General features: G+C 70.9%; 19 protein-coding genes. 9 read left to right on the top strand and 10 right to left on the bottom strand.

The window, feature by feature from the left end; translation table 11 throughout:
* Positions 1-59: 59 nt before the first annotated feature.
* Positions 60-1,049 (top strand): hypothetical protein, encoded by a 990-nt coding sequence (locus tag H504_RS41835; RefSeq protein ID WP_026422025.1) that lies wholly within the window; start codon positions 60-62, stop codon positions 1,047-1,049.
* Positions 1,046-1,900, top strand: coding sequence for a hypothetical protein (locus H504_RS0105870; protein ID WP_026422024.1), 855 nt, complete (start codon positions 1,046-1,048; stop codon positions 1,898-1,900). The genes H504_RS41835 and H504_RS0105870 overlap by 4 nt, the downstream gene beginning before the upstream one ends.
* Before the next feature lie 5 nt (positions 1,901-1,905).
* Here H504_RS0105870 and H504_RS38430 read toward each other — a convergent pair whose 3' ends face one another.
* Positions 1,906-2,643 carry a hypothetical protein gene (locus H504_RS38430; RefSeq protein ID WP_026422023.1) on the bottom strand — a complete coding sequence of 246 codons (738 nt, stop codon included), beginning with the start codon at positions 2,641-2,643 and terminating at the stop codon, positions 1,906-1,908.
* A gap of 122 nt (positions 2,644-2,765) precedes the next feature.
* On the opposite strand from H504_RS38430, the gene H504_RS33480 reads away from it, so the two are divergent.
* On the top strand, positions 2,766-3,575 hold the full coding sequence (locus H504_RS33480; RefSeq protein ID WP_211239268.1) for a hypothetical protein: 810 nt from the start codon (positions 2,766-2,768) through the stop codon (positions 3,573-3,575).
* A 7-nt stretch (positions 3,576-3,582) separates the two neighbouring features.
* A complete protein-coding gene (locus H504_RS33475; protein ID WP_051385531.1) occupies positions 3,583-4,779 on the top strand; it encodes a hypothetical protein in 1,197 nt (398 codons plus the stop codon).
* Here H504_RS33475 and H504_RS0105850 read toward each other — a convergent pair.
* The 3 genes from H504_RS0105850 to H504_RS0105840 form a co-directional block, all read right to left on the bottom strand.
* Positions 4,763-5,782 carry a GNAT family N-acetyltransferase gene (locus tag H504_RS0105850; RefSeq protein ID WP_026422021.1) on the bottom strand — a complete coding sequence of 340 codons (1,020 nt, stop codon included), beginning with the start codon at positions 5,780-5,782 and terminating at the stop codon, positions 4,763-4,765. The genes H504_RS33475 and H504_RS0105850 overlap by 17 nt on opposite strands.
* Positions 5,779-6,324, bottom strand: coding sequence for a hypothetical protein (locus H504_RS0105845; protein WP_342668757.1), 546 nt, complete (start codon positions 6,322-6,324; stop codon positions 5,779-5,781). The genes H504_RS0105850 and H504_RS0105845 overlap by 4 nt, the downstream gene beginning before the upstream one ends.
* 807 nt (positions 6,325-7,131) lie before the next feature.
* Positions 7,132-9,387 (bottom strand): terpene synthase family protein, encoded by a 2,256-nt coding sequence (locus H504_RS0105840; RefSeq protein WP_026422019.1) that lies wholly within the window; start codon positions 9,385-9,387, stop codon positions 7,132-7,134.
* 139 nt (positions 9,388-9,526) lie between these two features.
* Between H504_RS0105840 and H504_RS0105835 the strand changes: the two genes are divergently transcribed.
* Entirely contained in the window at positions 9,527-10,693 is a 1,167-nt protein-coding gene (locus tag H504_RS0105835; protein WP_026422018.1) for an MFS transporter, read from the top strand.
* Positions 10,694-11,503: 810 nt separating this feature from the next.
* On the top strand, positions 11,504-12,850 hold the full coding sequence (locus H504_RS33470; RefSeq protein WP_169735332.1) for a bifunctional 3-(3-hydroxy-phenyl)propionate/3-hydroxycinnamic acid hydroxylase: 1,347 nt from the start codon (positions 11,504-11,506) through the stop codon (positions 12,848-12,850).
* A 49-nt stretch (positions 12,851-12,899) separates the two neighbouring features.
* Here the strand turns inward: H504_RS33470 and H504_RS33465 are convergent, their stop codons facing one another.
* Positions 12,900-13,388: an STAS domain-containing protein gene (locus tag H504_RS33465; RefSeq protein WP_169735331.1), complete on the bottom strand. Its 489-nt coding sequence runs from the start codon at positions 13,386-13,388 to the stop codon at positions 12,900-12,902.
* A 101-nt stretch (positions 13,389-13,489) separates the two neighbouring features.
* On the bottom strand, positions 13,490-13,903 hold the full coding sequence (locus H504_RS0105820) for a VOC family protein (RefSeq protein ID WP_026422017.1): 414 nt from the start codon (positions 13,901-13,903) through the stop codon (positions 13,490-13,492).
* 919 nt (positions 13,904-14,822) lie between these two features.
* On the opposite strand from H504_RS0105820, the gene hisG reads away from it, so the two are divergent.
* On the top strand, positions 14,823-15,680 hold the full coding sequence (gene hisG, locus H504_RS0105815; protein ID WP_026422016.1) for an ATP phosphoribosyltransferase: 858 nt from the start codon (positions 14,823-14,825) through the stop codon (positions 15,678-15,680).
* 48 nt (positions 15,681-15,728) lie between these two features.
* Here the strand turns inward: hisG and H504_RS0105810 are convergent, their stop codons facing one another.
* Together H504_RS0105810 and H504_RS0105805 are read right to left on the bottom strand one after the other, a co-directional pair.
* Positions 15,729-15,944 carry a ferredoxin gene (locus H504_RS0105810; RefSeq protein WP_211239266.1) on the bottom strand — a complete coding sequence of 72 codons (216 nt, stop codon included), beginning with the start codon at positions 15,942-15,944 and terminating at the stop codon, positions 15,729-15,731.
* Positions 15,945-15,946: 2 nt separating this feature from the next.
* Entirely contained in the window at positions 15,947-17,137 is a 1,191-nt protein-coding gene (locus tag H504_RS0105805) for a cytochrome P450 (protein ID WP_026422014.1), read from the bottom strand.
* 168 nt (positions 17,138-17,305) lie between these two features.
* Between H504_RS0105805 and H504_RS0105800 the strand changes: the two genes are divergently transcribed.
* The gene (locus H504_RS0105800; RefSeq protein ID WP_157440236.1) at positions 17,306-17,902 is read left to right on the top strand and encodes a DUF7711 family protein; all 597 of its coding nucleotides are present in this window, start codon (positions 17,306-17,308) and stop codon (positions 17,900-17,902) included.
* Between the two features lie 114 nt (positions 17,903-18,016).
* Positions 18,017-18,157, top strand: a complete 141-nt coding sequence (locus H504_RS40865; protein WP_157440235.1) for a hypothetical protein — start codon at positions 18,017-18,019, stop codon at positions 18,155-18,157.
* On the opposite strand, the gene malQ is transcribed toward H504_RS40865, so the two are convergent.
* Together malQ and H504_RS33460 are read right to left on the bottom strand one after the other, a co-directional pair.
* Positions 18,154-20,010: a 4-alpha-glucanotransferase gene (gene malQ / locus H504_RS0105790; RefSeq protein ID WP_026422012.1), complete on the bottom strand. Its 1,857-nt coding sequence runs from the start codon at positions 20,008-20,010 to the stop codon at positions 18,154-18,156. The genes H504_RS40865 and malQ overlap by 4 nt on opposite strands.
* 26 nt (positions 20,011-20,036) lie before the next feature.
* A complete protein-coding gene (locus tag H504_RS33460; protein ID WP_281173599.1) occupies positions 20,037-21,398 on the bottom strand; it encodes an SDR family oxidoreductase in 1,362 nt (453 codons plus the stop codon).
* Between the last annotated feature and the right edge of the window lie 11 nt (positions 21,399-21,409).

The following is a 21,409-nucleotide window of genomic DNA, read 5'->3' as shown; positions in this document are numbered from 1 at the left end:
GTGGCGCCCACGCGGGTGTCTCCCGCGGGAATCGGGTGCGGAGCCTAGCCGGGGGATCGATGCGCGCGGAACTGTTCGACCCCGTGGTCACCGGCTTCCCGCCGGATTGGGACCGGTTCGCCGCCGGGGCAGGCGCACCCGTGTTGTGGCGGTCGGCGCTGTTGACCACGGCGGCCTGGGCGTCGCAGTCGGCGACGGTGTTGGGCGTGGTTCGTGACGGCACGGACGTGGTTGCCTTGCTGCACACCAGGTTTCTCGGCCCGCGCGACTACCGCACCTACTACCGCGCGGGCGCGACCCCGAGGGTCGGATTCGTCGAATGCAGGTTGGCTCCCGCGTCCGTGGCGGGCCACCTGTTCGCCCGCGAGCTCACCTACGACGCCAAGCGGGCCGCGGTGCGGGCCTTCGAGCGGGCGGTCCGGGCCCGGCGGCTGGTGGCCGGGTTCTGTTACCGGCACGTCGAAAGCGACGACCTGGTCGCCTTCACCGGCCGGACCCGGCGGGTGGTCGGCGTCTCCCCGGACACCGTGTTGGCGACCGAATGGTCCACAGTGGAGGGCTATCTGGCGCAACTGCCGCCGAAGTGGCGGTCGCAACTGCGCGGCATCCGGAGCACCGTGCGGTCGACGCCGGGCCTGCGGCGGGCCATCGTGGACACCGTCCCGGTGGTCGAGGCGGCCCGGCTGGTGAACCTGGTCCGGTTCCGGCACCGGCGCCCCGGGGTGGTCCGCACCCCGATCCCCGAACACTACTTCGAGCAGCTCAACGCCGACCCGACCACCCGGTTCGCCACCTACACCGACGACTCCGGCCTGCTGGCGCTGTCCACCGTGCACGACAACGGCACCGACCTGACCATGAGCTACTGGGGCAGCCGCGACCGCGCCGACGGCGGACTGCCCAACCTCTACTTCGACCACTACGTCGACCTGGTCGAGCACACGATCACCCTGGGCAGGGCGACCCTGCGACCGGGCAAGGGCATGGCCAGGATCAAGGAGCGGTTCGGGGCGCGACCGGTCGCCAACCACCTGGTGGTGGGCTGGTGAGCGCGCTCGACAGCCTGCGCGGCTACGCCCGGATGGCCGCGACCGCCCTGGGCCGTTCGCCGGAGCGAGACGGTCTGACGGCCCGGTGCGCGCAGTGCGGTCGCGGTGACACCACCGTCGTGTATCGGTTAAGCCACCGGTCGGCACGGATCTGGTGCACCCACTGCGAATCGGTGGCGTCCACACGAGACCTCGCGGCGGTGCGGACTCCCACGCCCCCACCACCGCCACCCGAGCCGCACGCCCGGTACCTGGCGCCGCCGGTGCTCGCCTGGGCCAAGAAGACGGCTCCGCGCGCGCTGGCCGCCGACCGGCTCGACCGCTCCGCCTACTACCAACTCCACACCAGGTACGACCGAACGGCCGGGCGCAACGTCCACAATGGCCTACCGGCTGTCTCCGCGGTAGTCGGCCGGTTACACGAACGGTGCTACCGGGTCGACCTCGTGCTGGCCGATCTGGGCCTCGACAGTGCCGATACCAGTGCCGATACCAGTGCCGATACCAGTGCCGACACCAATGCCGCCGCCCGGGAACGGATCGACTACGCGCGGCGGTGGCTGAGCGGACCGGCGCGGGACCAGTGCTGGATCGTGTCCCGGCACGCCACCGAGAACCCGCCGTCAGCGGAATCGGTCGAGAAGGCCGCCGAGACATACCTGCGCGGAGAACCGCTGGAGCGCGAGGAGGCGTCCGTGCTGCGGGCCGGACTGTTCGGGACGGACGGTGGACCGCGACCGGTCGCACTCCTGGCGTTGTTCACCGCCGACGAGATCACCGCCGCCGTGGCCGCGTACCAATCCGGTGCGCAACCGTTGCGCGAGGCGGTGTTGGCGGCCCTGACAGCCTGATTGATTCAGGCCAGGAGAACCGGGGTTCCGTGCGCCGGGCATTCGGCCACCCGGCCCAACCCGACATCGACGAGCACCCGAACCAGTGTCGGTCGACGACGGCGCAACGCGGTCACCAGAATGCCGCCTTCGCCCGCGTCGACGTGGAATCGGCGCCACGGCACATGCCACTGTGCGCAGTCGGTCGACCACTCCGCGAAGTACCCGAGGTGCCGGTCGTGCAGAACCGCGTGACCATCAGGCTGATCCGCCTTGACCAGACTGCGCACCACGGGTCCCCGATGCCCGATCCTGGCGACCACGTCGGCGACGTCATCGGGCGGCGACACGAGAACCGAGACCCCCGAAGCCGCCAGCGCTTTCGCCGGTCCGTCCGTGGTGGACACGTCCACGGCGATCGCCGACCCGGACAACACGGGCGCGTAGCGCGGCCCGAGCAGCCCCAACCGGGTCCACGGCACCAGCGCCGACCGAACCTCCACCACCGGCCAGCCGAGACCCGAAATCCGCAGTACTGCGGCCAGATCCGCCGGATCTCCCGTCCACAGGGTCGGTTCGCGCTGGGCACTGTACGGACGGGACAGCGGGCACAACGCCCACAGCCTGCGCTCCAACTCGGCCGCCGGGACCGGGGCTACACCGAGCCCGCGGGCGTGCCGCTCGCGGTAGAACGGGACCTCCCGCACGGCCCGCGCCGCCACCGCCGCGGCCGCCCGTTCCCAGGCGATATGGGAAAAACCCATCGACCGTCCTCCCGTCCGGGTGCTCCGAATGGCCCCACGCGCCTGCGCCGTAGTGCCGATCCCCCTTCCGCACAAGGGATTCCCGCGTATTATGCCCATTCTGGATCGGGGAAACACGGGGCATGGAGTTCAAACGCATGGTGGACAATCGCACGGCGGGCAGTGACACGGGGGCGGGCGCGGGCCTGCGCGAGCACAGGGCGTTCATCATCCTCACGGTGCTCGCGCTCGCCGCGGCGGGCGCGGTGTGGTTCGGCTTCCCGCACGAGAAGACCATCCCGAACATCGGGGTGCTGATCGTCAAGGTGGTCCCGTTCGTGATCGCCACCGAGGCGATCGCGGCGATGCGGTTGAGCCAGTCGCTGCGGGAGAAGCTCAGCAGGCTGTTCATCCCGCTCTGCTTCCTGGTCTTCTTCGCCTTCTTCGTCCCGCAGATCTTCTTCGCCGCGGCGAACGACAAGAGCTTCTACTACCTGGTGCTGACGCTGACGCCGTTCATCATCCTGGCGCTCACGTTGTCGTTCCGGCTCGGCGGCGGCTCCTCCGGCGGGGCGCGCAGGCTCGGCTACGCGATGATCCTGCTGCAACTGTCCGGCATCGAGGACCTGGCGTTCCTGACCATCAACCCGCACACGGACCCGGCCTGGACGCCGATCCCGCAGGTGTGGACCTGGGCCGACCACATGACCGTGTTCTTCGGCCGCCCGGCCACCAAGAACGAGGCGTTCGTCTTCATCGCCGTGCACCTCGTCCTGGCGGTGCTGATCCTGACCCTGCCGGACCGGATCTGGCGCAAGATCGGCGGCTGGTTCCGCCCCGGCCGCTCCCGGAACACCGAGATCTCGGGCACCAAGGCCAGCGGAGTCAACGGGGACAACGGAGTCGACGGCGGCGCGAAGGCCGAGGAGCCAGCCGTGACCGCGCAGGGCTGACCCGCCGATGAAGTGGGCCGCCCTGCGGGTCATCGCGGGCCGGGGGGCGGCCCGAGCGGGAATCCAACTGTCGATGCTGGTCCTGCTGCCGGTGTGGGGCGCGGACGACTTCGGCCGCTACGTCGCGGCCACCGGCACCTTCGCCTGGCTGCAGATGCTCGTGCTCGGCGTGGAGAAGTCCGCGCTCACCGCCGTCCCCCGCACCCGGCGGCTCGGCCCGCAGGTCACCCGGATGCTGCTGGGCCGCGCCGCCGCGCCGTTCGGGCTCGGTCTGCTCGCGACAGCGGCGACGGCCCCGGTCGGCGGCTCGGTCGCGCTCTACACGGCGGCCGCCACCAACGCCGCCGGTTTGGGATTGTTGTCGGTCCTGGCCGCCCTGCACCGACTGGCGGCACGGCCCGGTCGGGACATGGCGGCGTTCATGGCGTACGCGGCGTGGGTGGTCGGCATGGCCGGTCTCGCCGTCGCCGGTGTCCTGCACCCGTACGGCTACCTGCTCGCGTTGGTCGGCGGACTCGTCGTCGTCTGCGCCGTGCTCGCCGCACTGGTGTCCCGCGACCGGCCGTCGCCGAACCGCGACGGCCTCGGCGGGCTGCTGAACCGACGCGTGCTGCTGCTGGGATTCTCCGATGTCGCCGACGCGGCCGGGGTTTCCGTCCTCTACGTCGTGTTGGCGGTGGCGGCCAAGCCCGCCGAGACGGCGCTGGTGTACGTGCTGGTCCTCGTGTCGAGCGCGCTGGGGTCGTTCGGTGTGCTGGTGCTGCGGCTGATCCAACCGGCGATCTCGTTGCGGCTGCGCGGAACCAGCGGCTCGGGTGGACGCGCGCTGGCCAAGCGGATCACCGGGTGGACGGCGGTGGTCGACAGCGTGCTCGTGGTGGCCGTCGTCGTCATCGGTTCCCTCGCGCCGGTATCGGAGAACCGGGTGCTGCTCGGCCTGGTCGTGCTGGTCGAGATGACGTCGTTCTGCGCCGTGGTCTACGCCGTGTTCCTGCTGGAGAACACCAACGGCGCGGTGCTGGCGCTGACGACGTCCGCCGCCGTCGCCTCGCTCGTCGCGACCACCATCGCCGCGCTGGCCGCCACCGGACCGCTGGGCGCCGTCGGCGTCTTCCTGGCCCTGGTGGTCGGACTGGCCACCAAGGCGTCGGTGCTCCACACCAGACTGTCCACAGAGGCCACCGCGCCTACCACGGTCGGATAGGCACCGCCATCGCCGCCTGCGCCGACTCGAACGCACCCAGCGACTGCTTCTCCTGCGACTTGCCCTTGCCCAATTCCACGTACTGCTTGCCGTTCGCGATGGCCCACTCGACCTGCTTGGCCAGGTGGTAGAAGTACAGGTACTTCGCGCCACCCTCCTCGGCGGGCCGCTGCGTCCACGACCGCACCACCGGCCGGGTCGGGTGGTCGAGCACGGTGCCGAACGCGATCAGCTTGCCGGTGTCGCGGTCGAGGTAGCTGACCGACCGGACATCGGGCTGCTCGGCCAACGCCCGCAGGTACGCGCTGAGCACCCGGATCCGCGGCACCAGGCGACCGCCGTACTTGTCGTCGTTCCACCGCATCGCCTCGACGACCCGCACCTCGTCCAGCTCGGTCGTGCCGGTCTCGGTGCGGATCTCCAGGTTCTCGTTCTCCCGCACCTTCCGGAAGATGGCCCGCATGTTGCTGCGCCTGCTGCGGCTCAACGCCATCAACCACGCCTCGGGATCGGTCCAGTCCCGGATCGGGAACGTCCAGATCGGCTCGGTCGGCCGGACGACCTTGAGCTTCCCGACCGCGGCGGCCTGCTCGTCGGTCACCTGCCGCAACACCAGGGCCAGGCAACCGGGACCGAGTTCGCGGCGCATCGCACGCGCGTAGGTGCGGGTCAACTCGGTGATCGGGACGTCGTCGGCCAACCACCAGCCCGGCACCGCGCCGGAACCCGGTCCCCGCACGTGCAACGCGCCCAACCACGGCCGCGACCGCGCGCCGTTGAAGGAAAACCGGTGCAGCGGCGCACCCAGCCACGCCGCGTTCACCACCGCCTTCGGAGTGTCACCGTCCTTGAGTACCGTGACGAGCTGGACGGTTCGCGCACCCCACGCCTGAGCCGCCAACACCCGCCAGTCCCAGTCAGCCCGAAGCCCCGCGGTCGCACGCAAACCGGCCCAGTACCCCGGCTCCGGGTCGGTACGCGGGTCGAACACATCCACCTTCATACCGCGATCACCGGACTCCGGTGCCGCGGACACAACTCGACCCGACCATCAGCACCACCAGCAGGCACGATGTCCACCAACCGCGGCGACCGCTGCCGCAACAACGTGAACGCGACACCCAACGACGTTTCCCTCGCGTAAACCCTCGGCCAGTCCAAGTGCCAGTTACCGCAATCACGGACCCCACCGAGCACCCCGAGCAGATCGTCCACCAGCAACCCCTGGTCCCCGCGTTCACTGGGGGCCACCAACGGCACCTGCGGCACATCCCGGTTGAACCGCGCCAACTGCTTAGGCGTCCCCACCGCCAACACGTGCCCCCGCAACTCGTCCGGAGTGGACTCGAAGTCAATCACCCGCGGATGGTGCGCGGGCGCCACCCCGACAACCGTCGTCTCCGGCGTCACCCGCGCACACTGGTACAACACGAAGTCCAACCCGCGCAACGGATCAACCGCAGCCGACCCACCCGCCAACGGCACCAAATCCGACACCCGCTCCAACACCGCGGCCGCCGGGACAGCACCCCCGTGCTCCCCCACCCGCCCCGCCACCACCACCGGATCAGTGCGCCCGGACAACGCCCACCGCTCCCGGTAAAACGGAACAGTCGCAAACGACGACCGCACCACCTGGCGGTAAAGCGCCCGCCACCCCAATGTCCACACGCCCCGGAGTGTGCCACGAGCCCCACCCCACCCAGCCCCCCTCACCCGCGATTGCGCCGAGCGGCCTAAGGAACCCGACTGTTCAGCAGTTCCCCGAAACCCACCCCAACACCCCCCCCCCCGCCACCACGACCCCGCCGAACCAACCACATCGTGGCCCACCCAACCCTTGCCACTTCACCACCCGCCCAGTACGCAGGACCCCACCCACCCGGGGGCCGGGGGCCCATTCCTGACCGTACCGCGATCCACGACTTGTCAAGGGGACCCGACCACCAGCTGTGGACAGCCCCACGCCTTGTGGACAACCCGATCGCCCGCCGCCCAGCACCCCAGGCCGCGTACCGCCTTCACCTGGCCCCGGGATCGGCTTCATCCACCCTGTACCGACTTCCACCCGGTCTCGCCCTGGCTGCCACCCGTGCCGGTTTCCACCCGATCACGCGCTTGACTCCGGCGCCGTCGTGGTCCAGGCAGGAGCCCGCCCACCCGGGGGCCGGGGGCCCATTCCTGAAGATAGCGCGGGGAGCGGGTTGTCAAGGGGGTGGCGGGAGGACCGGTGGACAGGTCAGGGCATTGTGGATGGACGGCACACAGCGATGCCGACAACTCGCTGATTCCGGGCGTACCGAGGCCCTAGCCAACCGTCGGTCGGCGTGGACACGCCGGTTGGTTGGCGGGTCAGGAACCCGCGACCAGGCTGCCCACTCGGGTTGGCGGGATGAGCCTGGCGGCTGCGGTGCCCAGGCCGGACGGGCGGAACAGGACCTGGGGTGCCTCGGGGGACTTCGGGGCGCCGGGGCTGTCCGGGAAGTGGCGGATGAGGTCCGGCTCCGCGTAGCGGCGGCAGCCCTCGTGCCAGGCGAGGATGCCGGAGAGCCAGTTGCGCAGTTCCTCGGCGTACCCGAGCAGGGTGCGCTGGGCGTCCGCGTCGAGGTTGTAGTCCTGGAATAGGGCGGGGAGGCCGGTGGTGACCACGTGCTCGAACTCGCGCATGCGGCTGTCCATCAGGTCGCCGACGATGGTCATGGCGGTGTGCGCGTCGGTGTCGAAGAAGTTCTGCACGACCAGGACGATGTTGTGGATCTCGCCCTCGAACTGGATCTCCTTCTGGTAGGAGAAGATGTCGTTGATCATGCAGGCGTAGTCCATGGCGGCGTTCTCCATGGCCAGCACCGGGCGGCTGCGGTAGACCTCGGCGGGCACCGTGCGGCCGTGGCCGATGCGGGACAGGCTCATGGTCAGCTCGGAGCCGAACGTGTGCCGCCGCATCTCGATGTAGTCGACCGGGTCCGGGATGCGGTTCTGGTACGAGTTCGCCAGCTCCCACAGCCAACTCGCCGTCATCACCTCGATCGCGGTGCGGAACTGGCCGCGGGCGTCCAGGGTCATCGGCGCGGTCGTGCGCAACCACAGGTCCAGCAGACTCCGTTCGAGCGCGTTGACCGGCTCCGGGGTCGCCTCGCCGTCGATCGGCATGAACTCGGAGAACCGCTCGGTCTGCGCCTTCGCCGCCGGGTAGTCGCTCGCCTTGCCGAACAGCACCGGGTAGTAGTCGTCGCCGTAGGTGCCCCAGGCGAGCCAGCCGGACGAGATGTCCAACTGCTCCGCCGACGCGTCCGGGTGGATGCCCGACGCGCACAGCGGCAGGTCGTAGTCGCGGAACTTCTCCTCGTCCCACAGACCCGGCAGCTCGTCGATGATGCCGACCGCCTTGCCCCAGGTGATCACGTTCTCCCGGGCGGCACCCAGGTGCGGGTTGGACCGGACCGGGAACGGCATCCGCAGCTCCGGCCGGGACACCCCGCTCACGTCCGGGTACGGCACGTGCGTGAACGACCGCTGCCGCTGCCGGTGCGTGGCCAGCAGCGACGGCACGATCCGGGCCGCCGACGTGCCCAGCCCCAGCGGTCCGGCGAGCAGCTTGCCGCCCGCCTGGCCACCGCCGTTCATGTATCGGCTGGACCGCATGTGCCACTCGTGCCCGCCGGACTGCCAGTCCTGCAGGCCCTTGATGTACGCCAGCACCCCCAGCCGGTCCTCGGTGGCGATGCCGTGCTCCTCGAACAGCGGCGGGACCTCGGTGACGGCGGTGTGCTCGAACTGGTGCAACCGGGACGTCAACAGGTCGTTGACGGCGTCCGCGGCGGCCTGGGTGTCGATGCCGAGGAACTTCTCGAACACCAGCACCCCGTTGCTCAGCTCACCCTCGTCGAGCACCTCGCGCTCGTACGAGAACAGGTCGTTGCGCAGGTGCACCGCGTCGGCGAAGGTGTCGCGCAGCACGTGCATCGGGCGGCTCCCGGCGATCACCGCCGGGATCTGGGCCCCCGCCGCGTGCTCCACGAGGTTCGCCGACCAGGGGGCGCCACCGACCTTGCGGCGCATCTCGATGTACTCCAGCGGGTTCGACACCCGCCCCTCGTTGATGTTCGCCAGCTCCCACAGCGACTCGTCGAGCAGGTTCTTGGTGCTCTCCACGAACCGGCGCCGCCAGTCGGCCGACATCGACGGCACCGTGCGCGACCACAGATCGGCCAGCCCCGCCTCGACCGGGTTGGTCGGGGCCTCGGTGATCGGGCCGTCGACCGGCATGAACAGCCGCAACCGATCCAGGTACGCGCGCGCGGCCTGGGTGTCGCGGGTGCGCTTGAACAGCTCCAGGAAGTGATCGTCGAAGTAGAAGACCCACACGTACCAGTCGGTGATCAGGTCCAACTCGGTGGCGTCGCAGTCCGGATGGGTGTATGCGCACAGCAGCGGGTAGTCGTGCGCGTCCAGGTCGGCCTCGGTCCAGATGACCGTGCCGTGCTGCGGGACATCGATCATGTCCATCTCGCGCGCCCACGCCTTGCTGTGCACCCGCGTCGTGTCCAGGTTCGGGTTCAGCCGCGCCGGATACGCCATGTAGAACTCCGGCAGTTGGAACGGCTGCATCGACCCACCCTCTCCGCGGACCCTTCGGACGCGGTGAAGAGAACCAGTGCGCGCGGGGCCCGGCCAACCCCCCGGCGCGGAAACCACCCGATCGAGCAGTCCAAGATCCAGAACGACCACCCACGGTAGGCTCGGCCCGGTGCCCGCACCGACCACAGCCGACACCCGCGCCCGGGTCGCCGTGGCAGGCGTGTTCCTGACCAACGGGGCGCTGTACGCCACCGTCGTCCCCCGGTTGCCCGAGATCAAGGCCGATCTGGCGCTCTCCAACGCCGCGCTCGGCACCGCGCTGGCCGCCGGTCCGCTCGGCGCGCTGATCGCCGGGCTGTTCGCCCCGGCGTTGATCAACCGCCTCCGGTCGTCCCGAGTGGCCGCACTGGGGATCGTGGCGCTGTCACTCGCCGTCATCGGCATCGGCATCGCCCCGGGTTGGCTCCCGCTCGCCCTGGCACTGCTCGTCGTCGGCGCCCTGGACTCGGTCATCGACGTCGCCCAGAACACGCACGGCCTGCGCGTCCAACGCCGCTACGGACGGTCCATCGTGAACTCGTTTCACGGCGTGTGGAGCATCGGCGCGGTCACCGGTGGACTACTGGGCTCCCTGGCGGCCGGACTGCGCATACCGCTCCTGGCCCACCTGACCGGCGCCGCCGCCCTGTTCAGCCTCGTGGCGGTCGTCTGCTACCGCTTCATGCTCCCCGGCCCGGACGACTCGGAACGCACCCCACCCATCCACGCCCCCGGTCGTGCGATCTGGCTGATGATCGCCCTCGGCGTGCTCGCCGCCTGCGGAGCCGTGGTCGAGGACTCGGGCTCGTCCTGGTCCGCCATCTACCTGACCGGCCTCCACGCGGGCGCCGCCACCGCGGGCCTCGGCTTCGTCTGCCTCCAAACCGCCATGACCATCGGCCGCCTCATCGGCGACCGGGTCACCGACCGCCTCGGCCAGCGCACAGTGGTGCGGTGGGGCGGAGGCATCGCCGCACTCGGAATGGGCGCGGCGCTCGCCGTCCCCTCGGTGTGGCTGACGCTGGTGGGCTTCACCCTGGCCGGACTCGGCACCGCGACCCTCATCCCCGCCGCCATGCACAGCGCCGACGAACTACCGGGACTGACAGCGGGAGTCGGGCTGACGGTGGTGAGCTGGATGCTCCGAATCGGATCACTGATCTCACCACCAGCCGTCGGACTCGTCGCCGACGCCACCAGCCTGCGAATCGGCCTGCTGAGCGTGGTCCTCGCGGGCGCGGTGGTCGTAGTGCTGGGACGGACCATGGCAACCGGATCCACCTCGCACCACCCCTGAACCACCGGTCGCCAGAGTCGACACCGCCGCGTGGAAGCCGACCGACCAGCCACCTTGTCGTCCCCCGACCCGCCACAACCACCACACGAGCACCGACGCCAGCGACCACAGGGCCTCACCCCAGACCCGGCCCATCCCGCACCCGCCACACGAGCACCGCCGCCAGCGACCGCAAGGCCTCACCCACACCGGCCCAACTCGCACCGCCCCACGCCGCACCCGGCCCAACCCAGACCCCTCCCGCCCGGGGGGCCACCCTATTCCAGACTACGGGGTCGAATCCGGCCGGAACAGCACTGAATGTCCGCTGTGGACAGGTAGGGCCATTGTGGACAACTCGGGATATGAGCAGGTCAGGGGCCTTCTGGCTGCCGACAAACGGGGCAGGGCCTTCTGATCGTCCGGGCAAGCAGGGCAAGGCTCTCTGGTCATTCCGGCAAAGCAGGGCAGCGCTTTCTGGCAGTCCGACAAAGCAGGCCAAGGCCTTCTGGTCGTCCAGGCAAGTAGGACAGGGCCTTCTGGTCATTCCGGCAAGGCAGGGGCAGGGTTTTCTGGCTATCCGACAACGCTGCCCGGGGCCTTGTGGTCATCCGGGCAAGCGGAGCAGGGCCTTCTGGTCATTGCGGCAGAGCAGGGCAGAGGTCTTCTGGTCGTCCGGGCTGAGCACAGGGGAACTGTGAGGTGGGTGGGAATCGAAGGGGCGGGGTGCCCACTGTCGCCGTACCGGTGTGGCGTGGCACATTGCCCGACTCGCTGTCAATTATCTTGATAGCTTGTAGCGGTAAGGGGAGAGTGGGATCAGGGGTGGTGGTGCGGTATACAGGTGACGTGCGGGTGGTGGTGATCGGGGCGGGGCCGGTCGGACTGGTGGTGGCGGCGTTGCTGGGGCGGCGCGGGGTGGATGTCAGGGTGTTGGAGCGGCATGCGGCGCCCTATCCGTTACCGCGGGCGGTGCACCTGGACGGTGAGGTGCTCCGGGTGCTGCAGGACGTCGGGGTGTTGGGGCGGTTTCAGGCGGTCAGCCGGGGGATGCCGGGGTTGCGGTTGGTCGAGCCGCGAGGGCGGGTGCTTGCGGAGTTCGCTCGGGACTCGGCGGTCGGGGCGAATGGGGTCGCGGAGTCGTCGATGTTCGAGCAGCCGGCGTTGGAGCGGTTGTTGCTCGACGAGGTCGGCGATCGGGTGGAGTGGGGCGTGACCGTCACCGGTGTCGATGGGCCTACCGTGCAGACCGACCGCGGCGAGATAAGAGCCGAGTACGTGTTGGCGTGCGACGGCGCGGATAGCTTTGTGCGGCGGGAGCTCGGGATCACGAGCCGGGTGCTGGGCAGGCCGCAGCAGTGGCTTGTGGTGGACGTGCGCGGCGACGGCGTCGTCGACTGGGGTGGGGTGCACCAGGTGTGCGACCGGCGGCGGCCCGCGACGTTCATGCGGGTCGTCGGCGACCACTACCGCTGGGAGTTCCGGGTGGACGGACCGGCCGACCCGCGGACCCTGTTGGCGCGGTGGACCCCGGTGGACGACATCGAGATCATCCGGGCGGCGACGTACACGTTCCGGTCCCGCGTGGCCGAACGGTGGCGCCGCGGGCCGGTGTTCCTGCTCGGCGACGCGGCGCACGAGGGGCCGCCGTTCATCGGACAGGGACTGGGCGCCGGGCTGCGGGACGCGCACAACCTCGCCTGGAAGCTCGCCCTCGTCCTGGACGGCGGCGACCCGGGCATCCTCGACACGTACCAGACCGAACGGGCGCCGCACGTGACGCGGATGATCCGGGCAGCGCACATCGTCGGCTGGGCCCTGAGCGCGGGGCCGGTCCGACGATCGGTGATCGGCGCCGCCGCCCGGCTCCCCGGCATACCAACGGCGGCGCTCCGGTTCTCCTCCCCCGCCCTCGACCCCGGCCGCCTCGTGCGGCGGACCCCACTGGCGGGCACGCTGTGTCCGCAGTGGCGCACCGCCGACGGCTGGAGCGACGACCTGCTCGGCCCGCACCCGACCGTCGTCGACCTCGACTCGCCCTACGCCGAGTGGTTACGGGGCGCGGGCGTCCAGGCGGCACTGATCCGTCCCGACCGGATCGTGCTGGGCACCGCCAAGTCCACCACGGACACGATCCGGCTGTCGGAGATCGCCACGGCTCTCGGCGGGCACGACTGACCCGGGACGGGCCGCGCCGAAACACCGCCCCATCCGGACTCCCCGCGGGTCACGGCGACTGGCCGACCGAGCGCAGCGCGGCGTCGACCGTGGGGTGGGACGGGATGGCGTTCTCCAGGCCCGCCAACATGATCGTGCGGTGCGCCGGGCCGTCGACCGGGGCGACCACGATCAACGGGACCTGCGTCTCGCGCGCCCGGAACGCCGCGTTCGCGATCACGTCGACCCCGACCGCGCTGAGGAAGCGGACGCCGGTGAGGTCGAGCACGACCGCGGCCTGGGGGTCGTGGTCCGACAACTCGGGCGCGGCGCGGACGGACACGGCGGGCTCGCGGACCGCGACCGTCCTTTCCGCAGGGGCGCGACACCGCTCGGGCGCCCGGTAACCCGGTTCCGCGCGGACGACCCCCGCGCAGCGCTGGGCCAGGCTCAACTGGGTGTCCAGCAAATGCGCACTGGACATGTCGACCTCACCGGAGACGGCCAACACCACCTGTCCGGCCGTGGCCGAACGCACGAATCGCAACAGAGCACTCACCGCGGACGCCCCCCGACATCACTCCCCCACCTCGTGGCCCCAGTGTAACCGCGCGGCAACCCCCGTGATCGGCAGTTATCAGTTTGTCCTAAGTGGACAATTCAAGCCAGGCACAGCTCGTGACCCTCCGGATCGGCCAGCACGATGTGGTGACCGGCGAACTCGGCCAGCCTGGTCGCGCCCGCGGCCACATACCGGTCGGCCGCCTCGACGATCCGCGCCCACCGCTGCTCCGGGGTGCCGGACCGATCAAGCCGCACATCCATGTGTAACCGGTTTTTAGCCGCCTTGGGCTCGGGCACCCGCTGCAGGAACAACCGCGGCGCGACGCCGTCCGGGTCGTGCAGCCAGGCGCCGCCGCCCTCGTCCTCCTCGCCGAACTGCGCCAGCCACTCACCGCGCGTGGCGAACGGCGCGGGCGGCGGCTCGTCGCGGTAGCCCAGGGCGGTCTTGTAGAACTCGGCCAGCCGCACTGGATCGACGCAGTCGAGCGTCAGATCAACCCGGAAACCCATGGTGAACCCCTCCTCAGTCGGTGGGGTCACGCTACGCCGGGGGTCTGACAGTCTCTTGTGGACCGAACCGGGCGCCGGTGGGGGCATTGGTCCCTTGCGCAGAACGCCGCGAAGGTCAAGTATTGAGCGCACCGTACACCCATTCGGCGCACCGAGGCCTGCTATCGGGCGAATGGTGCATAACCCGAAACTATGAGTCATTGGGATGGGCGCGGCCCCCGAGCGGTACGGCATGCTCAAGTCACCCTGCACCACTCCGATCGGAGCTGAGACGGCCGTCGCGGAAACCGGCCGTCCGCTCCGGGCCCCGGGCCACCCGAATGGTGGGTCGGCCACGGGTACGGGCCGGACACGCGACCTACGCCCTGCGTGTCCGGCCTTGCCGGGTTCCCCGCCTGGTTGATCACATACTCGACCCGCGGATGTGCGTCGATCACCCACCCGGCCCGCGGATGTGTCGAGTTGTCCACAACCACCGCCGCCGTCCACAGCCAACACCGCCCGCCCCTGATGATCATGGTCGGCGGGTAGACTGGCCTCGGGGACGCCCCCCGGGAAGGGTGGGGGCCGCCCGGGGTTGGGGTTTGTGCCCGCGGGTGGGGATTTCGGGTGGGTGTGGCGGGCTTGGGGGCCTGGGCGATGGTGTGGTTTTGCGGGGCGTGGGGCGGCTGGTGGGGTGGCGGTGCGTGTTCGCGAGTGGTCGTTGCGGTAGGTGAGGTCGCGGCCGGGTCCCCGTAGGGGCTGCGGCACGTCGCCTGGAATCGGCGACGATTGGCGATCCGATCGGCACAGGTCCACCTTGCGGGTGGCGGTGGAGTGGACGTGCCCGCGGAGGGTGGGGAGCGGTGCCGGGGTGTCATCGGGTGTTCGGTCGTGGGTGGTCAACCGGGGCGGGGCGGGTGTGGCAGGATTCCAGCGCGTGACCACGCTACGCATCGCGGTGCCCAACAAGGGGTCGTTGAGTGTCCCCTCCGAACAGCTCCTCACCGCGGCGGGGTATCGGGTTCATCGGGGCAACCGCGAACTGATGCTTGACGACGTGCGCAACGACGTGCGGTTCTTCTTCCTGCGGCCGCGGGACATCGCGCTCTACGTCGGCACCGGGACGTTGGACGCCGGGATCACCGGGCGGGATCTGCTGCTCGACGCCGACACCGGGGCCGAGGAGGTGCTCGAACTCGGTTACTCCGCGTCGACGTTCCGGTTCGCGGCGCGGCCGGAGGCGATGACGACGGTGGCGGACCTGGCGGGCAAGCGGGTGGCGACGAGCTACCCGGGGCTGGTGTCGGCGCACCTGGCGCGGCACGGCGTCAACGCGACGCTGGTGCGGCTGGACGGGGCGGTCGAGACGTCCGTGCAGTTGGGCATCGCGGACGCGGTGGCTGATGTGGTGGAGACCGGGACGAGCCTGCGCAACTCGGGGCTGGCCGTGTTCGGGGACCCGATCCTGCAGTCCGAGGCGGTGCTGATCCGCAGGCCGGACACCGACGACCAGGTCGCCACCGCGGTGGAGCGGGTGCGCAGGCGGCTCAAGGGCGTGCTGATCGCGCGGCAGTACGTGATGATCGACTTCGACTGCCCGGTGGCGGCCCAGGAGGCGGCGTGCGCGCTGACCCCGGGCATCGAGTCGCCGACGGTGTCGCCGCTGGCCCGCGAGGGCTGGGTGGCGGTGCGCTCGCTGGTGCCGCGCGACCGGGCCCCGTTCGTCATGGACGAACTGTGGGACGTGGGCGCGCGCGCCATCCTGGTGACCCCGCTGGAATCCAGCCGGATCTGACCGGAAACCGGGGCGGGCAGGACGCCCGCACCCGGAATCCGGCCAGTGTCAGCGGGGTGCCAGTTCGGCGCCGGTTTCGTCGTGGATGAAGATGGCGGCGGAGGGGCAGGTGTCGGCGAGGTCGAGGACGTCCTCGTCCGGGTCGACGGTGGCGGTCACCGGGGTGCCGTGGTGGCCGTCGAACTTGAAGACGTCCGGGCGGGAACCGGCGCAGATGCCGGAGCCGAGGCAGGCGCCGCGGTCGACGCTCACAGTCCAGGTCATGATCACCACGCTACCGGCATACTGCGTGGGCCCCTGACCAACATCTCGGTTTTCCACACCGGATCACCGGCCGTGCGCAGATCCGGCAGGGCGAGCAGCGCCCGCAGCGCCTCCTGCAGCTCGACCCTGGCCAGCGCGGCGCCGAGGCAGTGGTGGGCGCCGTGGCCGAAACCGAGGTGACCGGTCTCGGGGCGGTCGAAGCGGAGGCGTTCGGCGTCCGGGAACCGGGTCTCGTCGTGGTTGGCCGACCCGATGGCCGCCAGCACCGGCTCCCCCGCGCGCACGAGCACCGCGCCGACCTGGACGTCTTCCAGCGCGTAGCGGGCGAACGCGGAGGTGGCGCCGAGCGGGACGAACCGCATCAGCTCCTCGACGGCGGCCGGGATGAGGTCCGGGGTGGCGCGCAGCTCGGCGAACCGCTCGGGTTGGGCGAGCAGGACGTGCGCGAAGTTGGGGATCTGGGTCGCGGTGGTCTCGTGCCCGGCGACCAGCACGCCGACGCACAGCTCGACCAGTTCCCGCTCGGTGAGCCGGTCGACGTTCTCGGCGCGGGCGGCGATCAGGGCGGACATGAGGTCGTCCGCCGGTTCCGCGCGCCGCTGGGCGACCAGGCCAGCCATGTACGCGGACAGCTCCTGGTCGTTGCGGGTGAACTCCTCAGCGGTAAGAGCCGCGGTGGACAGCAGGCCGTCGCTCCACTCGCGGAACAGGTGCCTGTCCTCGGCGGGGACACCGAGGAGTTCGCAAATCACCTGTACCGGCAGCGGTAGGGCGAACGACTCGACGAGGTCGACGGGGGAACCGTGAGCCACCATGTCGGCGACCAGCCCCTCGGCGATCTCCCGCACGCGTGGACGTAACCGTTCCACCCGGCGGACGGTGAACGCGCTGGCCACCAGGACGCGCAGCCGGGTGTGGTCGGGCGGGTCCATGGCGAGGATGCCGCCGTTGCCCCGGTGGTACTGGACGCGCGGCTCGTCGCGGTCGGTCGCGGCGGCCCGGCTGAACCGGCGGTCGCCGAGGACGAACCGGGCGTCCTCGTAGCGGGTGGCCAGCCAGGCGGGATCGCCGAACGGGAGCTGGACGCGGATCATCCCGGGCGCGGTGCGGGCGGCCCGGTAGGCCGGGGCGAGGTCGAGGCCTTCCGGCCGGTTGAACGGGTAGTCGTGCACGCGTTCCGGCGCCACCGTCATCTTTCCTCCACCGAACGATTGTCAATCCCCACCGGCGGACTCCCGGGTCCCGCCAAAGTTCAACGTACGACCGGGGTGCCGGACCGTCAACGACCAGTCGCGTAGGGTGACAACGCGGACGAGCACGCCAACCCGGCGCAGTGGGACGAGTGCGGCAGGATGTCCGGCGTGAACTGGACCCGAGCCGTGCACCACCTGCGCACCGTCGCGGCGACCTGCGCCGACATGGCGACCAGACCGGCGTCGATCTTCCCGTTGCGGGTCGGCGGCCTGTGGGTGGCGGGCGACCTGCTCGGCGGGCAACGGGAGCTGGACGAGATCACCGTGGCGCTCACCGTGGACATCGACGAGGTGCCGTGGCTGACCGAGCCCAACGGCGCCCGGCACTGGGCGGCGGCCGCGCGGCTGCCGCAGACCCCGGCGGCGGTGTACTGGCGGTCGGCGCACGCCCCGGTGTGGAACCACGTGCTGGAGCGGCCGGTGCTGGTGTGGTCGGCCGAGGACGGCGTCCGCGAGGACGTGCTGGACGCGATCGCGGACGGGTCCGCCAGGGCGCTGCGCCCCGCCGCTCCCCCGGCCGCCGAGGTCACCGCCCGGCTGGCCGACGAGCTGGCGTTGAGCCTGCGGGCGCTGCGGGAGCGGACCGCCGAGTACGAGCGGCGGCGGTGGAAACCGGGCAAGGTGGAGCCGGTGTCGGACGCCCTCTGGCAGGCGAGCGCGGGGTACCTGGACCTGCTCGGGGCCACCGATCCACACCGGCTGTGATCAGAGAGCGCTTTCACAGTATTGCGAACTGGCAACTGTCACTCGAACGGACGTGTGAGACTGGGTGTCGTTGGATATCCAGTGACCGTCCGAGAACATGCGAGGGAAAGCAGAGTGACCGTGGCCGATTTCGACCTGACCCCGATCTACACCGCGTTGCTGGCGGAGCAGGGGCTCGCCGACGACCAGGCGCAGGCCGAGGACAAGACCACCAAGACCACTGAACCGGAGCCCGCCGTCGCTGGCAGCCGCTAGCGGGCCCGGAACACCTCGACCGCCGCGCGCACCGCGGGGTGGTCCAGCACACCGTCGACGTCGAGCGGCAGTGGGAGCCGCCAGTTGGGGTACTGGTCGACGGTGCCGGGTAGATTGGGCTGCCGCAGCTCACCGATCAGGTCCTGGGGGGCGGCGAACACCAGCGCGCAGGGGGTCCGCGCGATGAACCGGTGCAGCGCCGGCACGATCTCGTCGACCGTGGGATCGGGTCCGACCAGGCCTTCCGCGGCGAGCATGCCGATGATCGCGGCGCGCTCGGCCTCGGCGGTCACCCGTTCCGCCGCCGGGTCCTTGAGCAGGCCGAGCTCGGTGCGGACCCGCACGTGCTCGCCCGCGAGGAAGCCGGACGCGGTGGGCAGGTCGTGGGTGGAGATGCTGGCGGCCGCCTGCCGGGGGTAGCGGTCGGACGGCAGCGGCCGGTTGTCCCGGTCGCGCTGGAACCAGGCGACCGCGCAGCTCAGCACGCCGCGGTCCTGCAGGTCCTCGGTGACGTACTCGGGCACCGTGCCGAGGTCCTCGCCGATGACGACGGCGTTCGCGCGGTGGGCCTCCAGGGCCAGCACGCCGAGCATGGCCTCGCCGTCGTAGTGCACGTAGGTGCCCCGTTCGGGGCCTTCGCCCGGTGGGATCCACCACAGCCGCCACAGGCCCATGACGTGGTCGACGCGGATGCCGTCGCCGTGTGAGAGGACCGCGCGGATCATGTCGCGCAGCGGCCGGTAGCCCTGTTCGACGAGCTTGTCCGGGCGCATCGGGGGCAGCACCCAGTCCTGGCCGAGCGGGCTGAACGCGTCCGGCGGGGCGCCGACGGTGACCCGGGAGGCGAGCACGTCCTGCAACGACCAGCCGTCCGCGCCGCCCGGGTCGACGCCGACCGGCAGGTCGTGGATCACGCCGGTCCGCATCCCGCGCGCGGACTCGCGGACGCGGTCGAGCTGCTGCCCGGACCGCTGCTGCAGCCAGGCGTGGAAGGCGACGCGGTCCGCCAGGTCAGCCCGCGCCGTGGCCACCTCGGGGCTGCCCGGGTGGCGCAGCCCGGCGGGCCAGGTGCGCCAGTCGGGGCCGTGGCGTTCGGCGATGGCGCTGAAGGTGGCGAAGTCGAGCAGGGCCGGATCGAGAGCCGCGAGGTCGGGCAGGTCGAGGTCCAGCAGGTCGAACGCTGCGGTCTTGGCCGCCCACACGCCGTCGTGGTCGATGCGGTCACCCAGCTCGGGGCGCAGCGCCTCGACGCGGGCGCGGAGTGGGGCGTCGGCGGCGGCGAACTCGGGGAGGTCGGTGACCGCGAGGTGCAGCGGGTTGAGGAAGCGCCTGCTCGACGGCGAGTACGGGGACTTGCGGACCGGCTTGGTCAACGCGCCCGCGGCGACCGGGCTGACCAGGACCGCGTGCGCGTCGTCGGCCTTGGCGCGGTTGACGAGGTGACGCAGGTCGCGGTAGTCGCCGATGCCCCACGACCCGGGCGTGTGCAGGGCGTAGAGCTGCACCATCCAGCCCCAGCCGCGGGGTACCTCCGGCAGCCGGGTGGGGGTGACGGCCAGCGAGGTCTCCGCGCCGCCGACCCGCAGGTGGTGCCAGCCGAGCGGCAGGTCAGGCAGCGCCCCGTCGACGGGGACGACCGTGCCGTCCTCCAAGACCACCTCGCCCCGACCGACCTCGGGGTGCGCGCCCTGCTTGACGACCGACGGGAGCGCCGCGCGGGCGGGCGGGTCGCCGAGTTCGTCGAGGATGGCCCGGACCACGGCGGGGTCGATCCGCACCGTCTCCCGCTCGCCGTTCTCGTACTCCAACGCGACGCCGTGCGCGGCGGCCAGCTCGGCGAGTCGATCGTCCACAAGGGAGCCTTTCGGGGAGGGTGCCCTCATTCAACCGGACTCGCGCCGGTCCCGCCGGACTCCTCGGCGGCCCGCGCGATGCCCAGCGCCATGGTGCCGAAGACGACGTCGTGCAGCGGCTTCTGGGTGTACCAGTAGATCTTGCCCGCGAGACCGTGCGGTTGGAACAGCGTCGTCTGCTCGAAACCGCACTCGCCCGGGTGGTCGCCGTCGGTCGCGCGCAGCGTCAACCAGGCACGACCGGGCAGCCGCAGGTCGGCGCGCAGGACGAGTTCGGTGTCCCCGTCGTGGCGGTCGACGACCGTCCAACTGTCGACGACGTCTCCCCGGGCAAGGTCGGTTGGCCTCCCCCGGTGCAGGCCGACTCCGCCGAAGAGGTGATCAACAGCACCACGCAGCGACCACGCGCCGGGCAGCGTGTGCCAGCCGTTGGCGCCACCGATGTCCGTTATCGCCTTCCACAACGCGAACCGCTCGGCTCGGACGCGAACCTGTTTGCGGTCTTTGAGCAGATCGGGCGCGTCGAGCGGTGGGCCTTCCGGCTCGGATATGCCCAACGCCTCTCTTAGCGCCCGATCGATGCTGGTGCTGCCGTACGGCGGTGGCGGGAGGGGGTGAGTGGGCACGAGGTCGTGTTTGAGTGAGTCGACCAGGGCGCGTACCAGCGGCTCCGAACTCAACGCGGCCGCAATGGTCGGCGGTAGGACTACCGGGATCGGGAGCCGTTTGGGGAGACCGGCGACTCGTGCGCAACGCTGCAAGAGTTCCAGGTAGGTCAACGTATCCGGCCCGGCGATGTCGGCGACGGTGTTCACCGGTTCTCGCGAAGCGGCCTCGACGAGGTAGTACAGGACGTCCCGGAGCGCGATGGGTCGGCTCCGGTTGCCCATGTACGCCGGGTTCGGCACGACCGGACCGCCGCGCGCCGCCTTGGCCAGCAGGTCGAAGCTGGCCGACCCGGCCCCGATGATCATCGACGCCTGCAGTACCACGGCCGGGGTCGGCGCGGCCAGGAAGAGGTCGCCGACCTGCGCCCGGGACGCCAGGTGCGGGGAGGGCTCGTCGGTCGGGCGCGGGCCACCGAGGTAGACCACCTGGCGAACACCGGCCCTGGCGGCGGCGTCGGCGACGGTCTGGGCGATGCGGGCGTCCGTGGCCACGAAGTCGTCGCCGGTCATGGAGTGGATGAGGTGGTAGACGACGTCGACCTCGCTCATCGCCGCCGCGAGCGCCACCTCGTCGAGCACGTCGGCGCGGATGCTGTCGACGCCGGGTATTTCGGTGGCCGAGCGCGCGAACGCTCGTACCCGGTGACCAGCCTGCACGAGGGCGTGGACCAAGTGAGCTCCGACGTAGCCGCTAGCACCAAGAACCAGACAGGTGGACACCGGCCCATCTT

Origin of the sequence: Actinokineospora inagensis DSM 44258 (genome assembly GCF_000482865.1) — a bacterium.
In the GTDB taxonomy this organism is placed as follows: Bacteria; Actinomycetota; Actinomycetes; order Mycobacteriales; family Pseudonocardiaceae; genus Actinokineospora; species Actinokineospora inagensis.
This window is presented reverse-complemented; position numbering and strand designations above follow the sequence as displayed.